The sequence below is a fragment of the Sphingobacterium thalpophilum genome, from assembly GCF_038396785.1.
In the GTDB taxonomy this organism is placed as follows: Bacteria; Bacteroidota; Bacteroidia; order Sphingobacteriales; family Sphingobacteriaceae; genus Sphingobacterium; species Sphingobacterium thalpophilum_A.
The window spans coordinates 2,213,966-2,236,744 of sequence record NZ_CP151087.1; the positions used below are offsets into that span (position 1 = coordinate 2,213,966).

Annotated in this window: 18 protein-coding genes; 9 read left to right on the forward strand and 9 right to left on the reverse strand. The window is 39.9% G+C overall.

Annotation, left to right across the window (positions count from 1 at the left end; translation table 11 throughout):
• Positions 1-43: 43 nt before the first annotated feature.
• The 5 genes from AACH28_RS09920 to AACH28_RS09940 all read left to right on the forward strand — a co-directional run bounded on the left by AACH28_RS09920 (position 44) and on the right by AACH28_RS09940 (position 5,221).
• The gene (locus tag AACH28_RS09920) at positions 44-1,357 is read left to right on the forward strand and encodes a hypothetical protein (RefSeq protein ID WP_341832841.1); all 1,314 of its coding nucleotides are present in this window, start codon (positions 44-46) and stop codon (positions 1,355-1,357) included.
• A gap of 7 nt (positions 1,358-1,364) precedes the next feature.
• The gene (locus AACH28_RS09925; protein ID WP_341832842.1) at positions 1,365-3,071 is read left to right on the forward strand and encodes an IPT/TIG domain-containing protein; all 1,707 of its coding nucleotides are present in this window, start codon (positions 1,365-1,367) and stop codon (positions 3,069-3,071) included.
• Positions 3,072-3,080: 9 nt separating this feature from the next.
• Positions 3,081-3,932: a hypothetical protein gene (locus AACH28_RS09930; RefSeq protein WP_341832843.1), complete on the forward strand. Its 852-nt coding sequence runs from the start codon at positions 3,081-3,083 to the stop codon at positions 3,930-3,932.
• Positions 3,933-4,024: 92 nt separating this feature from the next.
• Positions 4,025-4,759 carry an IPT/TIG domain-containing protein gene (locus AACH28_RS09935; RefSeq protein WP_341832844.1) on the forward strand — a complete coding sequence of 245 codons (735 nt, stop codon included), beginning with the start codon at positions 4,025-4,027 and terminating at the stop codon, positions 4,757-4,759.
• 192 nt (positions 4,760-4,951) lie between these two features.
• On the forward strand, positions 4,952-5,221 hold the full coding sequence (locus AACH28_RS09940; RefSeq protein WP_341832845.1) for a hypothetical protein: 270 nt from the start codon (positions 4,952-4,954) through the stop codon (positions 5,219-5,221).
• A gap of 314 nt (positions 5,222-5,535) precedes the next feature.
• Here the strand turns inward: AACH28_RS09940 and AACH28_RS09945 are convergent, their stop codons facing one another.
• A complete protein-coding gene (locus tag AACH28_RS09945) occupies positions 5,536-5,982 on the reverse strand; it encodes a hypothetical protein (RefSeq protein WP_341832846.1) in 447 nt (148 codons plus the stop codon).
• Positions 5,983-6,516: 534 nt separating this feature from the next.
• The gene (locus AACH28_RS09950; protein WP_341832847.1) at positions 6,517-9,069 is read right to left on the reverse strand and encodes a tetratricopeptide repeat protein; all 2,553 of its coding nucleotides are present in this window, start codon (positions 9,067-9,069) and stop codon (positions 6,517-6,519) included.
• 555 nt (positions 9,070-9,624) lie between these two features.
• On the opposite strand from AACH28_RS09950, the gene AACH28_RS09955 reads away from it, so the two are divergent.
• Positions 9,625-9,849 carry a hypothetical protein gene (locus tag AACH28_RS09955; RefSeq protein ID WP_341832848.1) on the forward strand — a complete coding sequence of 75 codons (225 nt, stop codon included), beginning with the start codon at positions 9,625-9,627 and terminating at the stop codon, positions 9,847-9,849.
• Between the two features lie 68 nt (positions 9,850-9,917).
• Here AACH28_RS09955 and AACH28_RS09960 read toward each other — a convergent pair whose 3' ends face one another.
• Entirely contained in the window at positions 9,918-11,093 is a 1,176-nt protein-coding gene (locus tag AACH28_RS09960) for an IS4 family transposase (protein ID WP_341832057.1), read from the reverse strand.
• Between the two features lie 84 nt (positions 11,094-11,177).
• On the opposite strand from AACH28_RS09960, the gene AACH28_RS09965 reads away from it, so the two are divergent.
• Positions 11,178-11,846, forward strand: coding sequence for a DUF6624 domain-containing protein (locus tag AACH28_RS09965; RefSeq protein WP_341832849.1), 669 nt, complete (start codon positions 11,178-11,180; stop codon positions 11,844-11,846).
• Positions 11,847-11,886: 40 nt separating this feature from the next.
• On the opposite strand, the gene AACH28_RS09970 is transcribed toward AACH28_RS09965, so the two are convergent.
• Together AACH28_RS09970 and AACH28_RS09975 are read right to left on the reverse strand one after the other, a co-directional pair.
• Positions 11,887-12,255, reverse strand: coding sequence for a hypothetical protein (locus AACH28_RS09970; protein WP_146752988.1), 369 nt, complete (start codon positions 12,253-12,255; stop codon positions 11,887-11,889).
• 205 nt (positions 12,256-12,460) lie between these two features.
• A complete protein-coding gene (locus AACH28_RS09975; protein ID WP_286752552.1) occupies positions 12,461-12,907 on the reverse strand; it encodes a nuclear transport factor 2 family protein in 447 nt (148 codons plus the stop codon).
• Between the two features lie 425 nt (positions 12,908-13,332).
• Between AACH28_RS09975 and AACH28_RS09980 the strand changes: the two genes are divergently transcribed.
• Positions 13,333-13,686, forward strand: coding sequence for an FtsX-like permease family protein (locus AACH28_RS09980; protein ID WP_341832850.1), 354 nt, complete (start codon positions 13,333-13,335; stop codon positions 13,684-13,686).
• 37 nt (positions 13,687-13,723) lie between these two features.
• Here the strand turns inward: AACH28_RS09980 and AACH28_RS09985 are convergent, their stop codons facing one another.
• From AACH28_RS09985 to AACH28_RS10000, 4 genes are all read right to left on the reverse strand, one after another.
• Positions 13,724-14,539, reverse strand: coding sequence for a hypothetical protein (locus AACH28_RS09985; protein ID WP_312745520.1), 816 nt, complete (start codon positions 14,537-14,539; stop codon positions 13,724-13,726).
• A 92-nt stretch (positions 14,540-14,631) separates the two neighbouring features.
• Positions 14,632-15,954 carry a BNR repeat-containing protein gene (locus AACH28_RS09990; RefSeq protein WP_341832851.1) on the reverse strand — a complete coding sequence of 441 codons (1,323 nt, stop codon included), beginning with the start codon at positions 15,952-15,954 and terminating at the stop codon, positions 14,632-14,634.
• A 69-nt stretch (positions 15,955-16,023) separates the two neighbouring features.
• A complete protein-coding gene (locus tag AACH28_RS09995) occupies positions 16,024-17,265 on the reverse strand; it encodes a DUF2264 domain-containing protein (protein ID WP_341832852.1) in 1,242 nt (413 codons plus the stop codon).
• A 13-nt stretch (positions 17,266-17,278) separates the two neighbouring features.
• Positions 17,279-18,394: a glycoside hydrolase family 88 protein gene (locus AACH28_RS10000; protein WP_341832853.1), complete on the reverse strand. Its 1,116-nt coding sequence runs from the start codon at positions 18,392-18,394 to the stop codon at positions 17,279-17,281.
• Positions 18,395-18,725: 331 nt separating this feature from the next.
• Here AACH28_RS10000 and AACH28_RS10005 point away from each other — a divergent pair, with 331 nt between their 5' ends.
• The gene (locus AACH28_RS10005) at positions 18,726-22,778 is read left to right on the forward strand and encodes a two-component regulator propeller domain-containing protein (RefSeq protein ID WP_341832854.1); all 4,053 of its coding nucleotides are present in this window, start codon (positions 18,726-18,728) and stop codon (positions 22,776-22,778) included.
• Position 22,779: the final 1 nt, after the last annotated feature.

Here is a 22,779-nt window from a genome sequence, read left to right on the forward strand (position 1 = left end):
TGGCTTTTATAAAGGCACATCAAATTCATTTCAACTGGATGGCATGCAGGTAGAATCGCCTTCGGAAATCTTAGGTATGCCCGGCGAACAAGTGAGCCTCAAGGGTCGATTTTCGATGTTGGACGACAGCTATAAATTATATGGCATGCTGGACAGAAGCCAGCAAATAGCCTATCAAATCGCTGCAGATGGTTCAAGTCTAACATTTAAAATCCCAGATGTAGAAGGCTCTCAGCATGGAAAAAAACTAAGAATAGAGCTACAGAAAAATTCAACAGTAGGGAGTTTCAACAGACAGCTAGTCCAAATCAGCTTATTGGGCAAGCTGATTCCTCCAGCCATAGAATCCTACAGTTTTACAGATCTGATACATTTTTATGGAGCCTGCTTACCCGGATCGGGAGGAAATGACAAATCATTCCAGATTATTATTGGCAACATCACAATCCCTTATACGCATGAAATTGCCATTAAAGATCTGAAAGGTCTAGTAGGGAAAAGCTTTAAAATAGGCTACAAAAATGGCCGGGACTCCGTGCTATTTGCAACAGATTACAGCATCCAGGCGCCCAATGCTGCTGACATATTTTTTGTCAATCCTGTAGCCCACCCGAATACCCACGCTATCGTCAATGGCTTTTCATTCTATTCATTCTTTGATATGTACCAAACAAAATATTATGTTGGAAAATATCAGGTTAATGAGATGGAGGTTAATGGAGATTATCCATCAGGAGCCATTTCAATACCGCTCAAGAATATCCCAGAAGGCCAATATAAATTGCATCTGGACAATGGATTTTTTAATATTGAAAGCACAAAAACGATACAGATCAAGAAATTTGACTGGACTGCCATTGATAAAAAGGAGGCCTATGTTGGCGACTACCTAACACTCACCGGAAATTTTATCAAAGGGTTTGAATACACGATTTATGGAGACGATTTCTTTAAATTGCCAGTTGTATGCGCCGAAGACGGTAAATTAACTTTCCAGGTACAGACCTTCTTTGAGGAGACTGAATCGCTACATATTGTATACAATGAACTGTCCGAAACCGGATGGCATTTGTACACGCATGAGAAGGCATTACCATTTAAAAGTTTAGGTATGACCTTCGATAGCTTATCCCCCAAAATGGGATTACCGGGCTCTATTGTGCAGCTCAAGGGAAAAGGAATTGGTTTGGCACATATGATCCGGGTTGGCGATACACAGGTGTATCCACTTGTAAAAAGCGTGGATGAAGTTACGATTGCCATTCCTGTTTTTCTCACAAAAGGTAAAGTGAGAATCTCCGCCTCAACCTGGCGTAACACTGTGCTATTATCACCGGACTACTTCGAAGTCCAATAATGTAATTATGATGAAAAGTTTAATCCAACAGTTGCTAATATCCCTGGCAATAGTCACAACAACGTGGGCATGTAAGAAAACGGAAGAAGTCGTGGTCGTTCACACGCCCATGAAAGTGATTGCCAATGCTCCCACAGAAGTAAAGGATTCGCAAATCACCATGCATGGTGAAATAGAAAACACAAACGATGAAGAAATTTTAGATGTAGGCTTTATCTTATCCGAAATTACAAAAACCGGGAGTAGCTTATTACAGGAAATCTCGGCTGGTAAACAAAAACTGACAGCAGGCAAAACTGTAGATTTTACCTTAAACGTAAAAGAGCCTTTTGACCTAGATTTAATTTATCAGTATGTATTTTATGTCAAGACTGCCAAAGGTTTCTACAAAAGCCCGGCTGTTCGTTTTAATGTCGACAATATTAGCGTAACAGATACCAAACCTATCTTAGTTTACCTTGGAGAGACAATTATATTGAAAGGAAACTTTAAGCAATTTAAGGATAACTACTATTTAATTGCCAATAGTGATCCACAGCAACGGTTGGCATTTACACTAAAAGACAACAAGACAACATTGGCGGTAACCCTGCCGAAAGGAGGATACTATCATGGAAATTCAGTGGGCATTACACTTCAGAAACCAATCAACGGCAGTCAATTTGTAAGTTCCAAACAACTGATAGAAACAAAGATTGTTGCTAAAATCACAGAACCAAGTAAATACAGCTTTGCATATAATGAAGGTATCCAGATCAACGGTATTGGATTGCCCCAATATAATGCGGATAACCTTTACCTTCTGATTAATGACCAACGCATACCATTTGCAAACTACCTACTGTTCAAACAATTAGTAGAACTAAAAAGCGGATCTTTCCGATTGGGATATACCAATGGTCGCGATAGTGTTTATCTAGCGAAAGAAATCCAGTTAGAGCAACCACTAGCAGATGATTTCGAATTAGCAACCACGCAAACGCATCCCGGCTGCAGGATAGAGACCAAAGGAATTAATTTTTATAAATATTTCGGTGATGAAATCAACAAGTTATTTATAGGCAGTTCGGCAGCGTCCGGTTTTATCGGAAGTAACGGATACAGTGCCCATGTCACTGTACCTAACAATCTACCGGAAGGAAAATACCCTATAACGTTGACAAGTGGCCTATCGACAGTGACCAGTAAGCAACATCTCGAAGTGAAGAAGTTACATTGGAATACGATCAATCAAAACACTTTTTTTACAGGTGATACTGCCCGCCTAACAGGAAACTTTTACAATACCGTCGGCTACAACCTAGAATTTGTGGGTGGCCCCATACTATATAGTTATGAGATGAAAAACGATCTTATTAATTTCAAAATACCGCAACTGACTCCCGGCAAGTATAAAATAAAGACATTTTATTATGGATTCTACAATAGCGAAAAATACTATGCTCCTGAAGAGAAGACCATTGAAATTGAAATGCCTATAATCACTGATTTCAGCCCACACACAGTTACCAGCGAATATGCTATCACGTTACAGGGCAAGGGCCTTTCTGACGACTTTAAATTTTACTTTGGAGACCAAGAAGTAAATGCTTTCATTTCAGATGCCGAAAATAAGCGGATAATCTATATCCCTATAAAACCTGGCAAATATAAGGTCTGGATGAGTACTAAATATGGAAAAGTTGAAGCAAAAACATTGTTGGAAATCAAATAACAAAAAATCATGAAGCAGCAAATTATCAAATTGACTTTTACAATGCTTTTGTTTTTCGTTCTTGCATCGTGTAAGAAAGAGGAAAAGATAATTGATAAAACACCGATAACAATAGCGACCTTAGAAGCTGGCGATCTTAGAAACAACCATGCGATTTTATATGGCGAAATCCATTATCTAAATGATGAAGAGATACTGGACTACGGCTTTAAGATTGCATTGAGAGAAGAAACAACCTTCCGTACTATATCTTTGGGAAAACAGGCAAAAGTTGGTATCCTCAGTTATGACCTACAATCGACGTTTAAAATCGGTGAAGTCTATCGCTATATATTCTATGTAAAGACTGACCAGAATACATACGAGGGAAACCCCGTTCTCTTTACTGTAAATGATATCTGGGTAGATAATTCCAAACTCCAATATGCGAGTCCAGGCGACGTCATCACGATTAAAGGCCGTTTTAAGCAGGTGGATGATTCATTTAAGCTCTCCATCATTAGTAACTATTCTGGAGAAAATAGTGACGTTCCTTTTACTTTAGATAAGGAAAAAGAATCGCTAACGTTTACTATGTCGACGAAGAATGTATACCATGGGGAAGATGCTCGCGTGGTGTTATCAAAAAAAATAGATTATCAGAGTCTTCAGCAATATTTATTGAGTTATAAAATTGCAGCGCGGTTGTTGCCACCAAGTCCAGGCACCCATTATTATACAGATCCAATTAAGCTGAATGCGATCGGCTTATCGCCCCACAGATCTCACGACTTTAAAATTATCTTAGGTGATAAAGTCTACGATATGAAGATAATTATTACGCACCCTACATACCACTTAATGGACATTCCTATAAATTAGGCTACATCTGGGGGCAGGATACGGTTTATCTCAAAGAAACATGGGACCTCGAGGTTCCCAATATAAAAACAGCAACGCTGAAGTATAAAATAGTGCACCCTTTTGGGCATACGGAACTTGAAGGCCTTGATTTCTTTAAATATCTGGTCAATAGCACGTATAAATTAGCGATAGGAAAGTATCAGGGAGAGCTTGCCATGACCAATTTTGAAAAAGATATTCCAGTACATGTTGGCGATATTCCGGAAGGAAAATATCCGATAGCGATCAATAGCAATGTATATGGCGATCTGAAAATCAACGACCAGTTGACCGTTCAAAATCTTCGTATTACGGCTGTAGACCCAGGGACAGGGTATTATGAGGACCCTATCCGGATAAAGGGAAATTTCCTACCCAACCAGGAGTATGTTATCAAACTGGGTGAATTTGAGATATATTATGGCCTACCAAAAAATGGTGAGCTCGAATTTCCATGTTCATTTACACTTGTAAAAGGAGATAACAACATTCAAATCGGCTATGCAAAGTATGGCGGCAGTTTTTTTGAGGTGGACCGTAAAGTCATAAAGGTAAACGGATTAAGTATAGACAGCTTCTATCCGACCAAAGGTGCTCCTGGAGATATTGTTAAGTTAAAGGTACGAGGTGCCAAGACAAATTATTATCGGATTGAGGTCGGCGGAGTTGAGGTTAGCCCAATATCGGTCAAACCTGGAGAAATGGAATTTATGGTGCCAACAGTCAACCGAAGGGGAAAAACAAAAATAAGAATTCTGATTAATAGTCAAACCTTTGAATCAAACGACTATTTCGAAGTTCTATAGCATCATTAAAACAATGCGTAATATGAATATGTCCTTAGCATTAGTTTAGGATTAACAAATAGGAAAATGAAGTGTCTAGCAGAAACGGATAGGATATCAAAAAATAATCCGACTTCATAATGTAATACCGCTACAGCTGCGAAAGAATTATTATGATAAAATGGGATATAGTAGGTATGCTTTTGTTAATAGATGTACGACAAATCCAAATGTGAAATGGAACTCTTTGATAAAACTTTAGATTTAAGCCATAGGAGAAGAAGACTTTTTTTACTGTTTTTTGCCATTGCACTGTTAACAATCCATGTCAATTGTTCCGGTCAGCCGAGTCAACACGACACTGCTATTGACTCAATTAGAATTATAGCAAAGAATGCTGATAAATCCCAGGTATTCCCTAAAAGAATAACGCTTGGAAGTCCTGTTTCCAAGGAAATAGGATTATTGAAAAAAGTAGTTTAATCGATAAGGATGGAAAAGTTAATCAACTGGACGCTTATTTGGAATACTCAATTCCGGAGAAACAATCTATTCGCATAGAAGATGTGGTATTAAAATCCTTTTTACAATCTTTAAAGATTGATCTTATCAACAATTATTCATTTTTTATTCCAGCTCAGAATAAAGATAAAAATCAAGTGAGCGCATACTTTTTAACCCGATTAAATATTGGATTACCTTATCGAAATTTTAAATAACGAAACAAAAGGATAAATCCGAAAAAACCACATCGCTCGACGTGGCTTCACAACATATATATTTATAGGGAATAAGCATTATTGGTAGGAATGAATTGACCTGGACACCTTCCAATCGCCATTCTCGTAAACCAAAGTCACGAGGTCTGTCATGCTAAAGCTGTCAAATTTCAATGCAATTTTTGCAATCATATAATCTACTGATTTTTCTACGATCTTGATATTTACTTTGCAATTTAGCTTTTCTCCGTGTTGATTTTTCAACGATTTAATCACAGCGCTACGACCATAGGTCAATATGCTGTTAGCCTGTATCTTTTGGTTGAAATCGTCCGTAAACAACTGCTCCACGCCTACCGATTCCCCCTTGGTGGTGACTGCAAGATAGTGATCCAGTGCTAAGCCTGCCGTGGAAAGGTTAATGTTTGTCTTTTCTGATTTGTCTCCCCATCTTTCAGCTGCCATGGTGAATGTGGACAAGGCGATTAAAGCTATTGCAGTGCAATTTCTTACGAATGATTTCATGATATCTTTATTTTATTGTGTTAGTTATCGTGTTTCTACTTGTGGGTCCAAAACTTCTGTTTAATATGCATTTACCCCATGGTCTTTAGACCAGTGATCGAAGAAACTCGGTGAATTGTCATTTACCTACAAGAGATTTCGATCCGGAAGCATGCCAAAGAAATTTAGGACACATTTCGACAACCACATGCCAAACATTATACCAGTTGGACCAAAGCGTACACTTATGCTTTCTGGGCCTTAAAATGGCCTTTTATTAATCTTCTTTTAAAAAGCAAATGTGCGCTTGCGAACAGTTTAGAAACGTATTGTCCGCATCCGTACAATGGATAAAGCGTTAAATAGAGACCATATCAATTATGCACACACGGTATTTACAGAAGCAAAAAAGGAATGAGAAGGAAGGAATAACAAACATAAAAAAGCCCGAGAACAATCGGGCTTTTCCAAACGGCAAGTGCTACAAGGCCATTGCTATTCGGTATAAATGGACAAACATCCTCAAATCTGTCTTACGGACAAATCTACAACGTGTTACTTCAGTTTCTGTAAGCGTTCTTTCGCTGCAGGCACGATATCATCATTTTTGTCATAATTGTCAATCACACTTTTCAAGGTACTCTTCGCCTGGAAAGCATTGCCTTTGCGCGCATAGGCATCAGCAAGTACCAGGAAGCTCTTGGCAACCCAGTATTCTTGCGCTTCCCTATTGTTAATCACATCAAAGGCTGTTTCCAGCGCCTTATCATATTCCTTGTTATCGTACTGCAAAAGCGCTACGCGATACCGTGCTTCTGCGCCGATAGCCGATTGACTCTTCAGCGCAGCCAGGTTGAATTCTTTCATGGCAGACGCTACATTTTTTTCTTTCAACAAAGCTTTTCCACTGTACAAATGCGCTTTCGCTATTTCCTCCTCGGTTGCCCCGTTGTAATTTTTGACCAGACTCACATACTTAGCCATTTGCTCCATATCGCCGAGTTCGAAGTAACACACCATCAGGTTCGTTACCGCATAGCCATAGTTCTTTTTATATTCTTCGTTGAGCTCCAATTTTTTGAGGTGCACAATGGCTTCATTGTATTCTTTAAGATCCAGATATAGCGCAGCAACCGTCAGCAAGGTATTCTCTGAATATTTGCTCGTCCAGTCGTTCAATATGATATTTAGATCGTGTAATGCTTCCTGCGGATGCCCGGTGCGGTACGAACTCACCCCACGGATATAACGGGCGAATTTTTCTTGTCTGGGTTTTGGAAATTTATCAAAATAGGCGTTGATCGCTTCTACAGCCGCTCCGTATTCTCCCCTGGCGAATAGCGATTGCGCGGCCTGGAAAGCCATGTTATCTAGCTCTGCGGGACTCAGATTACTGACATTGGTACCGACAGCATAACGGATATAGCTTGAAGCATCCCCTTGATCGAGGAAGATGTTTTCAATGAAACGCATCGCCTGCTCCGCCTCGGCAGTTCGGGTGTATTTCTCCACCACCTTCTGGAAAGTCGCTTTCGCCGCTTCGGGCTCATCATTGTTGTACTGCACGAGTCCTATGGTCATTAAGGCGCGGGGAATATAACTACTGCGAGGGTACTTTTCGACCATTGCCTGTAACCCTTCGATCGCACGGCTATAATCACCCATCGTGAAATAAGTATAGGGAATTTCAAAGGCCGCATCATCTGCATAGTTCGAAGATGGAAATTGTTTCAACACCGACCGCAGCGTACTGAGCTTGGTTTCATTGTCGCCTTGCAGACCAAATAAAACACCACGCTGGAAGAAGGCATAATCCTGATTGGGCGCTTTGCTGTTGATCAGCTGATCGTAGTATTTGTTGGCCCGGCCGTAATCGCGCAGACACAGATACGAATCGCCCAGACGTGCAATGACATCATAGCGTATATTTTGATCCACCGCATTTCCTCCAGCAGTCAGAAAGCGTTCAAAATAATTGGCTGCCAACTCAAAACGGTTGTTTCGGTAGGCCGCATAGGCCAGCCCATAATTTGCATAATTATACAGGTCGCTATTCCGAGCGACGGGCAGGCTTAGAAATTGGGAGAAGTTTTCTACGGCTTCACCAAATTTGCGCACTTCATACATGGCCTCTGCTTTCCAATAGGTCGCAAGAGCGGCCATTTCAGCATTGACCGGAAACTTTTCAGATCGCATAAACATGGATATGCTATTTTCGAAAGCACGCTCGTTATAAAACTCCAGTCCGCGGTAGTAGGTGACCTTTTGATAGATCGCATTGACTTCCCGACCGCGCTCTTTTAGCGATTCCAGCATACTAACACCGGCATGGAAGTTGGTCGTCCCACGTAGGATTTCAGCGGATAGTGTTTCGGCACTTTCCTTTCTTTTTGAACCCGGATCGACAGGTTGCGCTTCCTGCTCGATATATTTCTCGAGGACTTTTTGTGCCGCTTGGGTGGAGTCCATTGCAAACAAGATTTTAGCATAGTTAAATAGCGCATCGGCTTTCACTTGCTGGTCTAAATCCAGTTTTGTCGCTTTGACAAAAGCATTTCGTGCAGCTTGCTTATCGCCAGTCTCCAGAGCGATATGGCCTAAGGTCATGATGGCCCCTTGATAAAAGGCATCCGAAGGTTTTATGGCCTCCAACATACCGCTCGCTCTTTTGTATTCGCCGGCTCCGTAAGCCAGATAGCTGATGCGATAATTATCGATATTACTTTGCGAAGCGTCTGGATGCCGTTGCATCAATTCGTGGTAATAGGCCTGTTTATATTTTTGCTGTGCTAAATAGGTGGCAGTGGCAATCTGGCGCAATTCGGTTTCAATAGCATCGCGGTTGATAAGCGTCATATCCGGGCTGCGGCGCACCTTAACGGCATCAGCCAGCATGGGCCGGTAATCGCGTACGACATCAATGGAATCCATGGTTTGAACCTCTCCGCCGCCACCTTGCACACTATGTTGCTGTTGCTGTTGTTTCTCTTTCTTTTCTTTCTGTTGTTTCCCCACTTCCTGCGCATAACCTGTAAGCAGTAAAGCCGAAAGCGTTCCTGTAAAAAGGTATTTAAGATAGTTGTAGCTCATTCTTTCTTTCAATATCATTGTTCGTCCGTATTTCTGAGTTTTTCCAAACGTTCTTACGCCAAGGAGGCTGTAGTGCAATATTTATCTAAACAAATAGCCAAAACTAAAGAATTCTAGCCACATTCAGTAAATTATCAGCCTGAAAACAGAAGCATTAGGTAATTTTTACCTTACCGTTGTTTGATTTTTACGATTTAGAATAACATAAGCTATTCCCAATGCGTCCTCGGCAACCGAGTTGATTACAATAATGAAGCCACTTTCTATAAATTCAAGAGATAATCGCATGGGCGACCTCAACGGCCAATACTGCCCGCATCTTGGCCTAGACGTACATTTTTTCTACTTCTAAAAAATAGTTCTTTGATCGGAATAAAGATCTGAGGCAGGGAAAAAAATCAGTAAAAAAGCGAGTGTTTAATAGGGCCATTTCAATAGGTGCTTATTTTTCCAATAGGATAAATAAAAAACATATTCTTATTATTAATGACAATATATTATATTTAGGTATATAAATATAAACATATGTTTAAACCATTTCTTATTCTCTTCCTAATTTTCATTTCCTGCCACGTGAAAGCTCAAAAAAGCAGTTCTTATTTTTATTTAAAGAATACCGCAGATAGTTTAATTTTTGAAAAGAAGACACCTGAAGCTTATTTGTTATATCGAAAAATGGTCAAGATTAGTGATATAGATCCGTTTATTGATATAGAATTGGTAAAATTAGCACTAAAAGTAAAAGACAGTAAAACAGCGGAAAAATATTTAAAGCAATCTCACATCTGTCCTAAATAAATTTTAGGATTCGATTTCTGTGGTACAAGCATAGCTTTTTTCATCATTTCGATATTGACCCCTATTTTTCAATCTGCGAAGATCTTTAGCTGTCCCTTTTTTCCTTTTATAGGCGGCCTGAAAAAGGGATCATCTATCCATTGCCAGATGTTTATTTTCACGAAGATATTCATTCTGATGAATGCGACCAGATTGGACAGGTTCCAGTCATATTTGGCCTTTTTTTGTAAGTATTTTAACAGTAATATGCCAATGAGTGAAGTCCAGATCTGGATCATCACTGCATTTTCAGAAGTCCCTATGAATGTCGATACTTTTAAGCGCTGCTTTAGATGCTTGAAGAAGACTTCGATATGCCAGCGTTGTTTATAGATGTTTGCCACCAAAGAAGCCTTCCACTTCGTATTATTGGTCAAAAAGTGGTACTCATTGCCAGTGGTGCTGTCCCAAAAGTGGACTAGGCGTAGCGGCTTGCCGTTGTATTTATTGCAGGCAGCACCGGATAGCTCAATGAGCTCATCCTTAAGGATCCCCTTTTCCATGAGTGCTTCACTCTGATAGGACTTGATAACCTTGTACTTCATATTAACTTTACTCCTGGTAACGAAGTAACACCCCCTGCTGTCCAAATCCCCAAGCCAGCTGTAATCCACGTAGCCACGGTCCACTACCACCACGCTTCCCTTGGAAAAACTGTAACTACCGGCTCGCTGGCTCTCATGTACTTTTCCATCGGTAATCTGCATAAAAACAGGTAGGCAGCCATCATAATCCAAGACAGTGTGCAGCTTTACGGCACCTTTGGTGCTGCGAAACTTTGCCCAGTCAAATACAGATAGACATAAGGGGATGATGCTTGCATCCATCAGATATACTTTACGCTTTAGCTGAACAAGATCTTTGCGAAAATGCGTATCCTTTTGCCAAAGCCTTTCCAAAACAGAGAAATAAAGATCTTTGAAAAGTTCATGGGTACGGTGTGTGTTGATATAGGATATATTAGACTTACTTGGAGCTCTTACTACACCTAAGTGGTTCAGATTACCAGTGGTACTGCGTAGACCGTTACTAATATCACGGACCGAATCTGCCGAGGAAAAATGACAGAAAAGCATACTGACTAGATGCGTCCAGCTGTTGATCCCTTTCTGATGTTTGTCACTTTTGTGCTTTGAAACCAAATCTTTGAATAATTCGCGGTCGATAAGAGATAAAATCTGACTAAAAACATTTAAATTTATCATGGCGGTGTGTTATAATTTTGTGATTTAAATATAGCGATCTCGCTATATCAAAACACCGCCATTTTTTAAACGTTTAGGACGCAAGTGAAGCAATCTATTTTAAACGGTGCTTCTTTAGGGATGTTAGAGGTTGACAGTAATGTAAATAGTTTTTTAAAACATCATACCAATTGGAGAAAAACCTACGATTTACTTCGTCAAAAACATCTAAGCAAAATAGCTCATTTGGAGGACCGCACAACTTTACTTAATATGTTGGAAAAGGATCAGGCATTGCGTTCCTTATTGGGAGTTATTGAATACAAAAAAGCTGATTCTCTTATTTTCGCTAGTGACACGGCTAATATGGCCGTGATAAAGGAGATTATAGCGAGAACAGAGTTTCCGAATCTTGAAACTGTTGGCATGGATGGCGTAAACGCTATCTTTATATTATTGTTACATACTTTAAACAATGGGATTGAGGATGCCAAAAATATTGAAATTTTGACACCATTGATGAAAAAAGCGGTTATAGACCTCAAGTATCCACCTTTCAACATGGCTTTAGTTATCGATAGACACCGGGCCATAATCCGTCAAAAACAGATTTATGGATCATACTGGGAAATGGGTAAACAAAACAAAAGAATTGTTACACCGATTGAGAACATTGATGAGGTAGATGTACGAAGAAAAGAAATTGGGCTACCACCGCTAAGTCTTTTAAGGAACCAAAGAGGGTATGAATTACCTGTGGATTATAAAAACTAAGTGGTAATTTCAATTCAGCCAAAAAAAACATCACCTTGATTTAATCTGCCTTTTCATAAAAAAAATCGCAGGTATCATCTACAACAATGACAATACTATTTCCCCGTTTTTTTATGACTAATTCACACGAAGCAGTACCTCCAGAATAACGCAAAACCAATCGCGTATCAAATACGCCGTATGCTACATGGTATTCTCCATTGCCAAAAAAAGAACTTCGATATTTATTGTTATCCAACAAGGTTAGCTCATCATCTCTATCCGGAAGCTCTGCACCTGCAAAGCATTCGTGATACTTGAAGTCATATTTCCCTAATACCATCGAATGCGTAATCAACCTTGAATAAATAATTGCTGTAGCGATTAAAAACAAGATAAGTAAGAATGGCCAACTTCTAGTTTTCTTCATTCCTTTAAATAAAGATATTATTGTTCTTTGAATTTACGATTAAATTTAGAGTTAAAACTTAAAAGAACAAATTTACAATCATAAAAATCTGTGATCATACAAAAAGCCACATCGCAGGATGTGGCTTCTAAACTAAATTTATAAACATGTGATTCACTAGACGTCGGCTTTTGCTATGACTGAGCGGGCCTCAAATTATGAGCTACTATTTATACGAATTGATCGATTTGGACACTTTCCAGTCATTTCCTTCACGGACAAAGGTTACTAGATCGGTCTTGGTGAAATCTTCAAATTTCAAGGTCATTCTGGCCACCATATAATCGGCTGATGTTTCAAGTATCTCCGTACTTACCCTACAGTTTAGTTTCTCACCTTTTTGTTTTTTCAATGATTTTACCACTTCACTACGGCTATTTGACTTCAAGTTTGCTGTTTGAACCTTTTGATTAAAATCTTCAGCAAACAATTGTTCTACACCAGCCGATTCTCCTTCAGCCATGACAGCAACATAGTGCTCTAAAGCAAAGTCTGCGGTTGACAAGTTAACAGTTGTTTTTGCTGTTTTTGATCCTGGGCCCTCAGCTGCCATTGCACATGTTGAAATTGCGATTAAGGCTGCTGCTGCGATTGTTTTTACTAGCGTTTTCATAATATCTTTATTTTATCGTGTAAGTTTTTCTGTTCTTATTTCTTAATTCAAAACTACGGTTCACTAGAGCTCTAACCGACAGATTTTAGACTAGTTCCCCACAAAACTCGGTGAATGACTGAGATCAAAAGGTGAACGTCAAAATACATTAAGAACATAAGATCCATTTTATTAACTCCGTGCCAAATACTATACCAGCTGTCCCTGTGCGTTCAATAACGTCCCCCATGACCTGTTAAAGCACATTTCGTATCTTTTCAAAAAAAAATAGCTGTACGAATGCGAACAGTTTATAACAATATCGTTCACATGCGTACACTATATTAAATGCTGGCAAAAAGATGAACTGAAGCCATAAGAGATAGATAAAAGCTACGAGCATCGATACAATAAAGCAAGGCCAAATTCTGCTAATTTTTGCCTTGTTGTCTATCGTTATTGCCTGTTTAGGGCTATTCGGTGTAATCACATTCGCTATTCAATTGCGGATAAAGGAAATTGGAATACGTAAAACATTAGGCGCAACATTAAGCAACCTCGTTAATCTACTATGCTCTGATATGGTTAAACTGGTCGGTATAGCACTGTTGATTGCACTGCCGCACGGATGGTTATTGATGAATCAGTGGCTGCAAGAGTTCGCTTATCGCATTTCGGTCAGCTGGTGGATACTTGCTCTCGCAGGGATTATTGCACTGGTAATTGCTATTCTAACCCTATGTACCAGAGCAATAGCCGCTGCAAAAGCTAATCCGGTCGACAGCTTAAAAGTGGAGTAAGAATTGTATCCACTATACTTTCGCGTAGTTATGATTGTTATTGATAAAATTCCTTGCGTACAAAATCGTTTTTATTGAGCTTATTTAGCTCTCTTATCAAATAATAGCGATGTAGAAAACCCGTTAAGACGACAATCTTTTTGCCTGGATATATTCGAGCTATCTCATAGATGTTAGATGCCATTGTTTGATTTCTTAAATCCCAGAAGTCTGACATTAATCTGAATCCATCTTTATAACTGATCTTGTCTCCATCGGGTTTTGTGACAAACCTTTCTGAAAACTCAGACCTTGCATCTGTAATTTTCAGTAATTCTTGATATTGATAATATTGTCTTTTTTCAGCAATACTATCCGTAGTATGATTATTGAAATTTTCGGGAGATAACGTGGCAATTTTTATTAAATCTCCTGTGATACGTTGAAATTCTTGGTAAATATTGGCTTGTCCGCCGGTCAATTTTTGAGCACGGTACAAACTGTCGATCAATTTAACGGTTAGGTTATCAGTAGGTACCATGCCTTTTTCTTTACGGTATTTGTTTCTTCCTTCAAAATCAAATGGAAATCTCAGGGTTTGTGGATTCTTCATCAAATAAAGATTGCTTGCTTTTATTTCATTTCCCTCGGGGTTATACTGAGCAGTTTCATATTCCTTCATCCCTTCGCGGTCTACTTCATGAAGAATAATATCAGGCTTAATATGGTTAAGAATTCCAACTAAAATTTGAGCATTATAATTTGGAACACTATCGTGAATATTTCCGATTACATATAGGACTGTTTTACTTTTTTGTCCAAACACATGTGTAAAGATTAGAAATAACAAAACAAATACGGTTGAAAGTTTCATAACGTGCAGTTTACTTTTTATGATTTTTTAATATTTTAGCGCTAGAGTATTAATAGTATTCTCTAATATAAAAAAACACAGCAATCTCTTCCTCAATCACGCCATTCTACTACCCGTATGGCTGTCGCGGGAGCATCAGCGAGTCCCTCAGCATCCTTTTGCACTGTAGGCTGCACAAATAAAGCAATTTTACGTTTCTTTTGCCACAACTGGGTATCATATGTAGGTTCCCAGGCTCCTACAGACTGATCACAAAGATCAATAATATTATTAGCCTCTTGCTGCATCCCATTCAACCTCAATATCGAAGGTCGGTAACCGCGCTCTTGATCCCGAAAGACCAGCGTCAACATTGTTTTATGATCTTTTCCGCGAACCAATAGCTGGGGCCTGGCGATTGGAATATCCTTTGTTCCACCACCACTCAGCGTAAAGGGGGTTTTTCTAAAATCAAAAGACCGGATCTTCCATTCACCCTCTTGTAAATAGATGACCTTGTATTGTGGGATCTCTGATCCTGCGTCACGCCAGTAACTGGCGATAAAAGGATTCCCTTTTTCATCCGCAGCGATAGAGGTTTGATTAATCAGTTCGTGCTGTTGTGGGATACGGGCTGCATATTCAGCAGTAGATTCTTTTATAGGCAAATCGTACCCCATTCCATTACTCTTTTGCCAGGTTAATCCGCCATCGTTTGAACATGCATAAGCCATATCATGATTGCTTTCCACATTGGTACTTTCCCGCCACACCCAAGAAAGATGTATCGTTCCCCGACGATCCACATAACTTTGCCAATAGGCATTTCTCTGTCCCTCGCCATCAATCAGATTGCTATGCATCCGCTCCCATTTCTGTTGTTTACTGTCGTACCTATTTACCACAAGATTACCATGACCGGATCCGCCATCACGATATAAAAACAGCAACTCATCACTGGGCAACTTTAAGAATTCAGGATAGGTTACCTTTGATTCATTTTGTCCCAGCATGGCTTGCTCATAACCTAGCACAAGACTATTGGGGTGAAGGGTACGTGCATATCTCAACTTGCTGTCATGCTGATCCCAGCAAACGTGGAGATATCCTGCCTTATCCACCATAATACTGATCACATTATGGGCATCCTTCACATGCCCAGTATAACCCGAACGTCGCAACTTCCAGACCTTGCCAGAAAGTAACCGCTGACCTAGAACTACATATCCAGCTTCGTCATAATAAGCGATATATTGGTATTTACCATTGCTGGTTAATGAATTTTTACGAAATACGGTTGTGTTGACCGTGTTCTTTGCCCAACCATTTCCGACAAGCGTATTCTTAATTTTCTGCCCTTGTGCATTGTAAATAAACAAGAGGCACGCGCAAGCGAGCATCCCTACTCTTATTAGTTGATTTAGATATTGCTTCATTGAATTTTTTATACATTTGCTGATTCCGCCAAGTCCTTTTGAAAGGAGTTTTATCACCGGAATTTGGGGTTATTGAATGGCTTTGCTTTGATCTTTATGCCAGTCCTGTCCTGACCAGATACGCCGTGCACTCCAGTCGCTTGCTTCACTTGTCCAAAAAGAATCTCCGTCGGGTAATCCTAAAGGCAAAAAAATTACTGAACATAAATAGGGGCTCCCCTGATTATTGTACGGATCGCCCAAGCCCGGCTGGTTACCATACATACCCAATGTTAACCAGGCCTTTTCATACGTATTGGGGTTTTCGGTCGATTTTCTCAGTACCGCAGACAGTGCAGCCTTCACCTGTCCTTCGCTAAGCTCCACAGGGAGCCGTTTCTTGAAAGCCATATCGGCGAGATGATGGAAAGCTGCCGCACGATAGATTACAGACCTTCCCGTCGGTGGGAAGCTGCCATCGGCATTGATCATCCGCTCCTGAATTAGGGCATAGCGCGCATTGCGGAGCTTGATTTTTGCAAACATCCCATCATAGTTTTTAGTTTTCAGCTGTATGAAATCCATAATTCCGGCCAGGAAGGGATGGATAACATAACTATTATAGTAATCAAACGCGTAATGCGGACCATCCATGTACATTCCATCGCCAACATACCACTGTTCCAATTGCTGCAGCGCATAATCAACGCGCATCACGTCCCAATCATCCGAATACTTCGCTAAAAAAACTTCATTCATCGCTGAAAAGAGCAACCAGTTTGAATAAGCCGGCCGAAATTGGCGGGTAATTTTTATGGATGCTACCAAATTCTTTTTTGTCTGTTTGTCGATATGATCCCACAGCCAAGGACTTCGCATAAATCCCAAAGCGATAAATGAGGCATCAACAAGTTGTTGACCACCGAGATCAAAACGCATAAAATCCCGCGCATTGCTGTCCAAAGCCTTTTTAAGTGCTTGAACAGTCCATGCTCTATACTGATCGCGTAACTTTATCTCTTCAGCCGAACCGCCATCCAAAGAAAGCCAGGGCGCTATGCCTGACAATACCCTTCCCAAGACTTCAACATATTGTACTTTGATGCGCTGTTCCTTATTATCCACGTGTATAGAAGTCATTTGTGGCATAGTTAACCGTAGGCTATCATGGGCCAGACTGCGGAGGACAGGACGCAGCATCTGATCCATTTCTTTAAGCCAAAAAGCTCTATCCGTCTCCTTTGCTGATACAGGTTTCTCCTTCAAGCCCTGTCCAAGGGCAGTATGGCCTGTCAGAAAAATGACCAAGAACAATAAAATCTTATTTTTCATTTTCAAATCCAATCTATTTTTGAGCTAAATAACGATACATTTCCGAGCCGGCTAATAAAAACGCACCTACACCAAAAGGAGCTGTAAAGTTGGTACCCACCACCTGTCCGGGGATAGCTTTTTCACCGATCGGTTGTACATACCCAACTCTGCCATCGGGTTGTAAAGCGATCTCACTAAGATATTTCCAGCCTTTAACCGCAGCATCTTTAAATTTAAAATCGCTTAGCAATCCATTATTTATTCCCCAGAGCAGTCCATAAGTAAAAAAAGCGGTTCCGCTTGTTTCCCTGCCGGGTGCATATTCGGAATCTAACATGCTTCGAGTCCAGAATCCCTCCTGCTGTTGACAACTCATGATAGCGGCTGCCATTTCCTTAAAGCGCGCCTGATAGTAGGTATAATGTTTATCCTCCTCAGGTAGATCTTGAAGAACCTTCGCAAATGCCGCGAAAACCCAGCCATCGCCCCGGGCCCAAAAATCCTTTTTGCCGTGTAAGCTCTGGTGTTTGGGGAAAACATATTTTGCATCACGGTAATACAATTTCGCTTCCTGATCAAACATGATACTATCGGCATATTGCAAATAAGTATACATCTTATCCAGATAAAGTGAATTCCCTGTCAATTTATACATTTTAGTCATCACCGGCATCACCATATACAAACCATCGGCCCACCACCAATAGTCCTGTTTATTGGAGTGGATCTGATATTCCATGACTTCTTGAGCACGTGCAATCTTTTCAGGGCTTGGCGATAAATGATAGAGATCGATATAGGTTTGGAAACAGATTTGCCAATCACCAAAAAGAACGTGTTCGTCTGTTTCCCCATAGTTGTATTTCCACAGTTGCGTATCGGTAGACTTGGCTCCTTTCCAATCATTGTATATCGCCCAATCCGTAGAATATTTTAAGTCTCCTGCTGATTTTGAAATCTTATAGAATTCCATATTTCCGGTATGATAAGCTGCCTGATCCCAAAACGCCCAAACTTCGGGCTTATGATGAGACTGCCAGTATTGGTTTGCCTTACTTAGCTGAGCTAGTACGGTCTTTTTGTTCAATTGCTGTCCAAATGAAAAATGTCCTACAAACAATAGACATAAGATTAAATTGATCCGCATATATTTAGATGTATCGTATTTTTTGATAAACTAGCACATAAGCTGCTTAAATTGGTTTGTACACTATTTTAATAGAGACACTTATTACTTTCATCCCGTCCTCTTTTTGCTTTATGAAGCAAAATCTTACTCGTAAAAACTGTTCGCCTTAAATAAACGTAAAATATACACTTATTTTAAAAAACAATCGTATCTTTAACCATATAATCTTCAAATTGACTTTTTCTGATCACAAAAGTTGTTTTCAAGATAATAACCTATGATAAGGAAGAATCGATAAATTATCTGATATCGGAAATACCATACTAACATCGCTGCTAACATGCCTAGTTTGAACAGACTCCTACATTCACGTCAGGCCTTGATCCTGATATTCGTTCTCATCCTTGTTCACACAAGCACGCTGACCCACGCGCAATTCCCCAAGGAGATGAATAAAGATTTATCCAATAGTTCGGTGAAATCTATATTTCAGGATAGTCAGGGCTTCATGTGGTTTGGTACCTACGATGGGCTAAACAGATTCGACGGTTATGATATAAAAACCTACAGAAATCAGCTAAATAACGAAAATAGCATTCCGCATAATTATATCTATTGTATAGCAGAAGACCATAATAAAAAATTATGGATAGGAACTGGTCAAGGAATTGGAGTCTACGACCGAAATTTTGATACTTTCACGCGTTTAAATTATATAGACCAAAAATCTAAACGGTCATATCATCTCAATGCCGATACGAAATCCATTCAAATCGATAGTGATAATAATATTTATATCGGCACAAACGGCTGGGGGCTATTTTACAAAAGTCATCAAGAAGCATATGCCATACAAATTGCTTTTAAAGATTATAAATCGAACCTATCCACCTTATACTACCACGTATCGGCCACGCATATTGACGCGACCGGCATGGTATGGGTTTTTATAGAGGGACGCGGTTTATACGCTTTCGACAAAAAAACTCAGCAGTTGAATCTTGTATCGAAGGCTATTACGAGTGCAACCTGTATGGCTAGCACAAACAGCGGTGAACTCTTTATTGGTAATTACGAGGGGCTATTTGTTTGGAAAATCAAAGACCATATGCTTTCGTCCTTGTATCCACAGGAGCTTAAATCGAGCCAGATCAACATGCTGACGCTGGAGGGGCAAAACAAACTTTGGTTAGCCACCCAAAACAATGGCATTTTTATACTTAACCTATCTCATGGAAAAGCAGCAAATAAAAATGTTCTACAGCCCGTACAATTTTCACTGAATAGCAAAACCATTTATACGGTTTACATAGACTCTCAGCATAAAATATGGATTGGCACCGGAAAGGGCGGCATTGAGACCATTGATAACAACGGCTATAAATTTAATTATTTACAGCAGAAACATTATGCGGGATTTAACTTAGCGCACAAATTTGTACGTTCTTTCGTTGAGTATGATAACAAGATCTGGATTGGTACCGAAGGTGATGGCCTTTATGTATGGGATAACAAGACCAATCAGGTTCAATCTTTTCAAAAAGGGCCACAGCAATTGCCAGACAATACGATAAACCATCTTTTGACCGGAACTAACGGAGATCTATGGATCGCAACCGAAAGGGGCATTGCGCGTTATGCAAAAGGTTCGGGTTTAAAATATTATGTTTGCAGGACGCCAAATGGGGTCGTAAATAACAGTGTACAATTACTTTTTAAGGATCAGGATGAGAAGATCTGGGCAGCGACATTTTCTGAGGGAAGAGTATATACATATAATCCGACAAGCGACCAATTTGAAGTCTTCAGCGAAGACATCTATGATATCAATTGCATGATTGACGATAAACAAGGCAATATCTGGATGGGGAATTACAATGAGATCATACAGCTAAACAAGAAGACACGAAAAAGCGCCAGGTATTTAATCGGAAAACCTGTTCGTACCATTCGGCTCGGAAAAAATAACAGACTTTGGTTAGGAACAGAAGGTAAAGGGCTCTTGGCATTTGATAGCAAATCAAAAAAGATTGTCGAAAATTATTCCACAAATGATGGTTTGAGTAACAATGCCGTACTTAATATTTTGGAAGATAAAACCGGGAAACTATGGTTAAGTACCTTTAATGGCCTCACGAAGTTCGATCCTTCCACTAAAAAAATTGTACGATACGAAGAAACGGATGGGCTTCAAAGCAACGAATTTTCTTATGGAGCAGCATTTAAGCTCAAAGATGGCCATCTTCTTTTCGGAGGAAACAACGGTTTTAACATCTTTGATGCAGATAGTATCAAACTGAAAATTTATGAACCTGCCTTAGCAATCACAAGTCTTAAAATTAACAATAAAAAGATTGCCGAACTGAGCGACCGGGTCGATATTGGAAAAGATAATACTATTCACAAATTGACCCTTCCCTACAATCAATCTACTTTTTCGCTGGAGTTTGCCGCCTTGGAGTTTGATTCGCCACAAAAGATAAAATATAGATACCGCTTGGAAGGTTTAGACAAGCAATGGAACGATGCCGGGTCTACCCGATCTATCAATTACAACGGCCTGCATGAAGGAAATTATACCCTGCTTATTCAATCGACCGACTCGGAAGGCAATTGGACAAATAAGCAGATTAAGCTCGAGATTCAAATTCTCCCGCCTTGGTATAGAAGCTGGTGGGCTTACCTGCTTTACACGCTGGCTATGATCTATACGGGGCTATGGTATCTGCGCTATCGGAGGAGGCAAATCGCTTTAAATTATGAAATACAGCTTTCAAAATTCACCATCCAAAAGGAAAGAGAACTCAATGAAAAGAGGCACGCATTTTTTACCAATATATCGCATGAATTTAGAACACCGCTGACCCTAATTATTAATCCGATTAAAGATCTGCTGAAGACCAATAAAGAGTCTGAAGACAGGGCTTCCCTTCAGGCAGTACACAGGAACGCCAAAAGGCTTTTGAGCTTGGTGGACCAGCTGCTTGTATTTAGAAAAACAGAGGACGGTGCCGAACAGCTCAAAACCAGCATTTTCGACTGTCAAAGCTTTATGAAAGAAATATTTCTATATTTCGCTGCCCAGGCAAAATTACAAAAGATAAATTATCAGTTCCAGGAAAATTCCGATCCGGTCTTTGTCAATGCCGACAAAGAAAAAATTGAGATCATCTTATGCAATCTCATATCAAATGCCTTTAAATTTACGCCTTCCGATGGCGCTATTCATATTGCTCTATCGCAACAGGGTAGGGAATTAACCATTCAGATCAAGGATTCGGGAAAAGGTATCCCCGAACATCTTGGCGATAGAATATTCGACAAATATTTTTCGGATCCACTGACTGGCCCCAAAAAACAAACGGGATTCGGGATCGGCATGTATCTGGTCAAAACTTTTGTTGAAATGCACGCCGGAAAAATAAGTTATACGAGTTCAGCAACAGCGGGAACAACATTCGACCTCGTTTTGCCTATCGTGGCACAACAAATGCCGGCCGAAGAACCATTGGCAGATGTAGCGCACCGCAACGAGTCGGGGATTCAAATGCTATACGATGCACAAGTGGTGACAGAAACAGCTCCCACATTTCCAACGGCCATATCAAGCAAAAAATTCAGTATCTTATTGGTTGACGACGACGATGCGATCCGCAGCTATCTTACCGACATTTTTAAGGTAGAATATACGGTCTATGGTGCCCGTAATGGCGTTCAGGCATTAGCTATGATCAACGAAAAACAACCTGATCTGGTCATAAGTGATATTATCATGGAAGAGATGGATGGATTGTCACTCTGCAAAGCCGTAAAATCTAATGCTACGCTCAACCATATTCAAATCATCCTGCTTACTTCAAGTACTTCCGACGGCACGAAGTTAGCCGGAATTCAATATGGTGCCGATGATTATATCCACAAGCCATTTGATTCGGAAATATTGTTGCTTCGGGTCAAGACATTACTGCAGAACAAAAAGAACCTTCAGGACTTTTTCCTTAACGCTATCACATTACAGTCGAATGAGCTAAAGATATCGATCACAGACAAGCTATTCATAGAACGGTGCATTGAGATTATTGAAGAGAACCTACTGGAAGAATTGACTGTAATAAGCCTTGCCGAAAAAACGGGGATGAGTCATTCGTCACTTTATAAAAAAATTAAAACAATTTCAGGCAAATCGATCAATGAATTTATCAGGTCGGTACGACTCAAAAAAGCAGCAGAAATGCTTATTTTGACAGATTCGAAAATTAATGAAGTAGCTAACTTAACAGGTTTTTACGATCAGCGCTACTTTAGACAACAATTCAACAAATTGTTTGGCGATACACCATCCGACTATGTCAAAAAGTACCGAAAAGCATTTCAGAATGAATTCCATGTAGACCGGCCTTAGT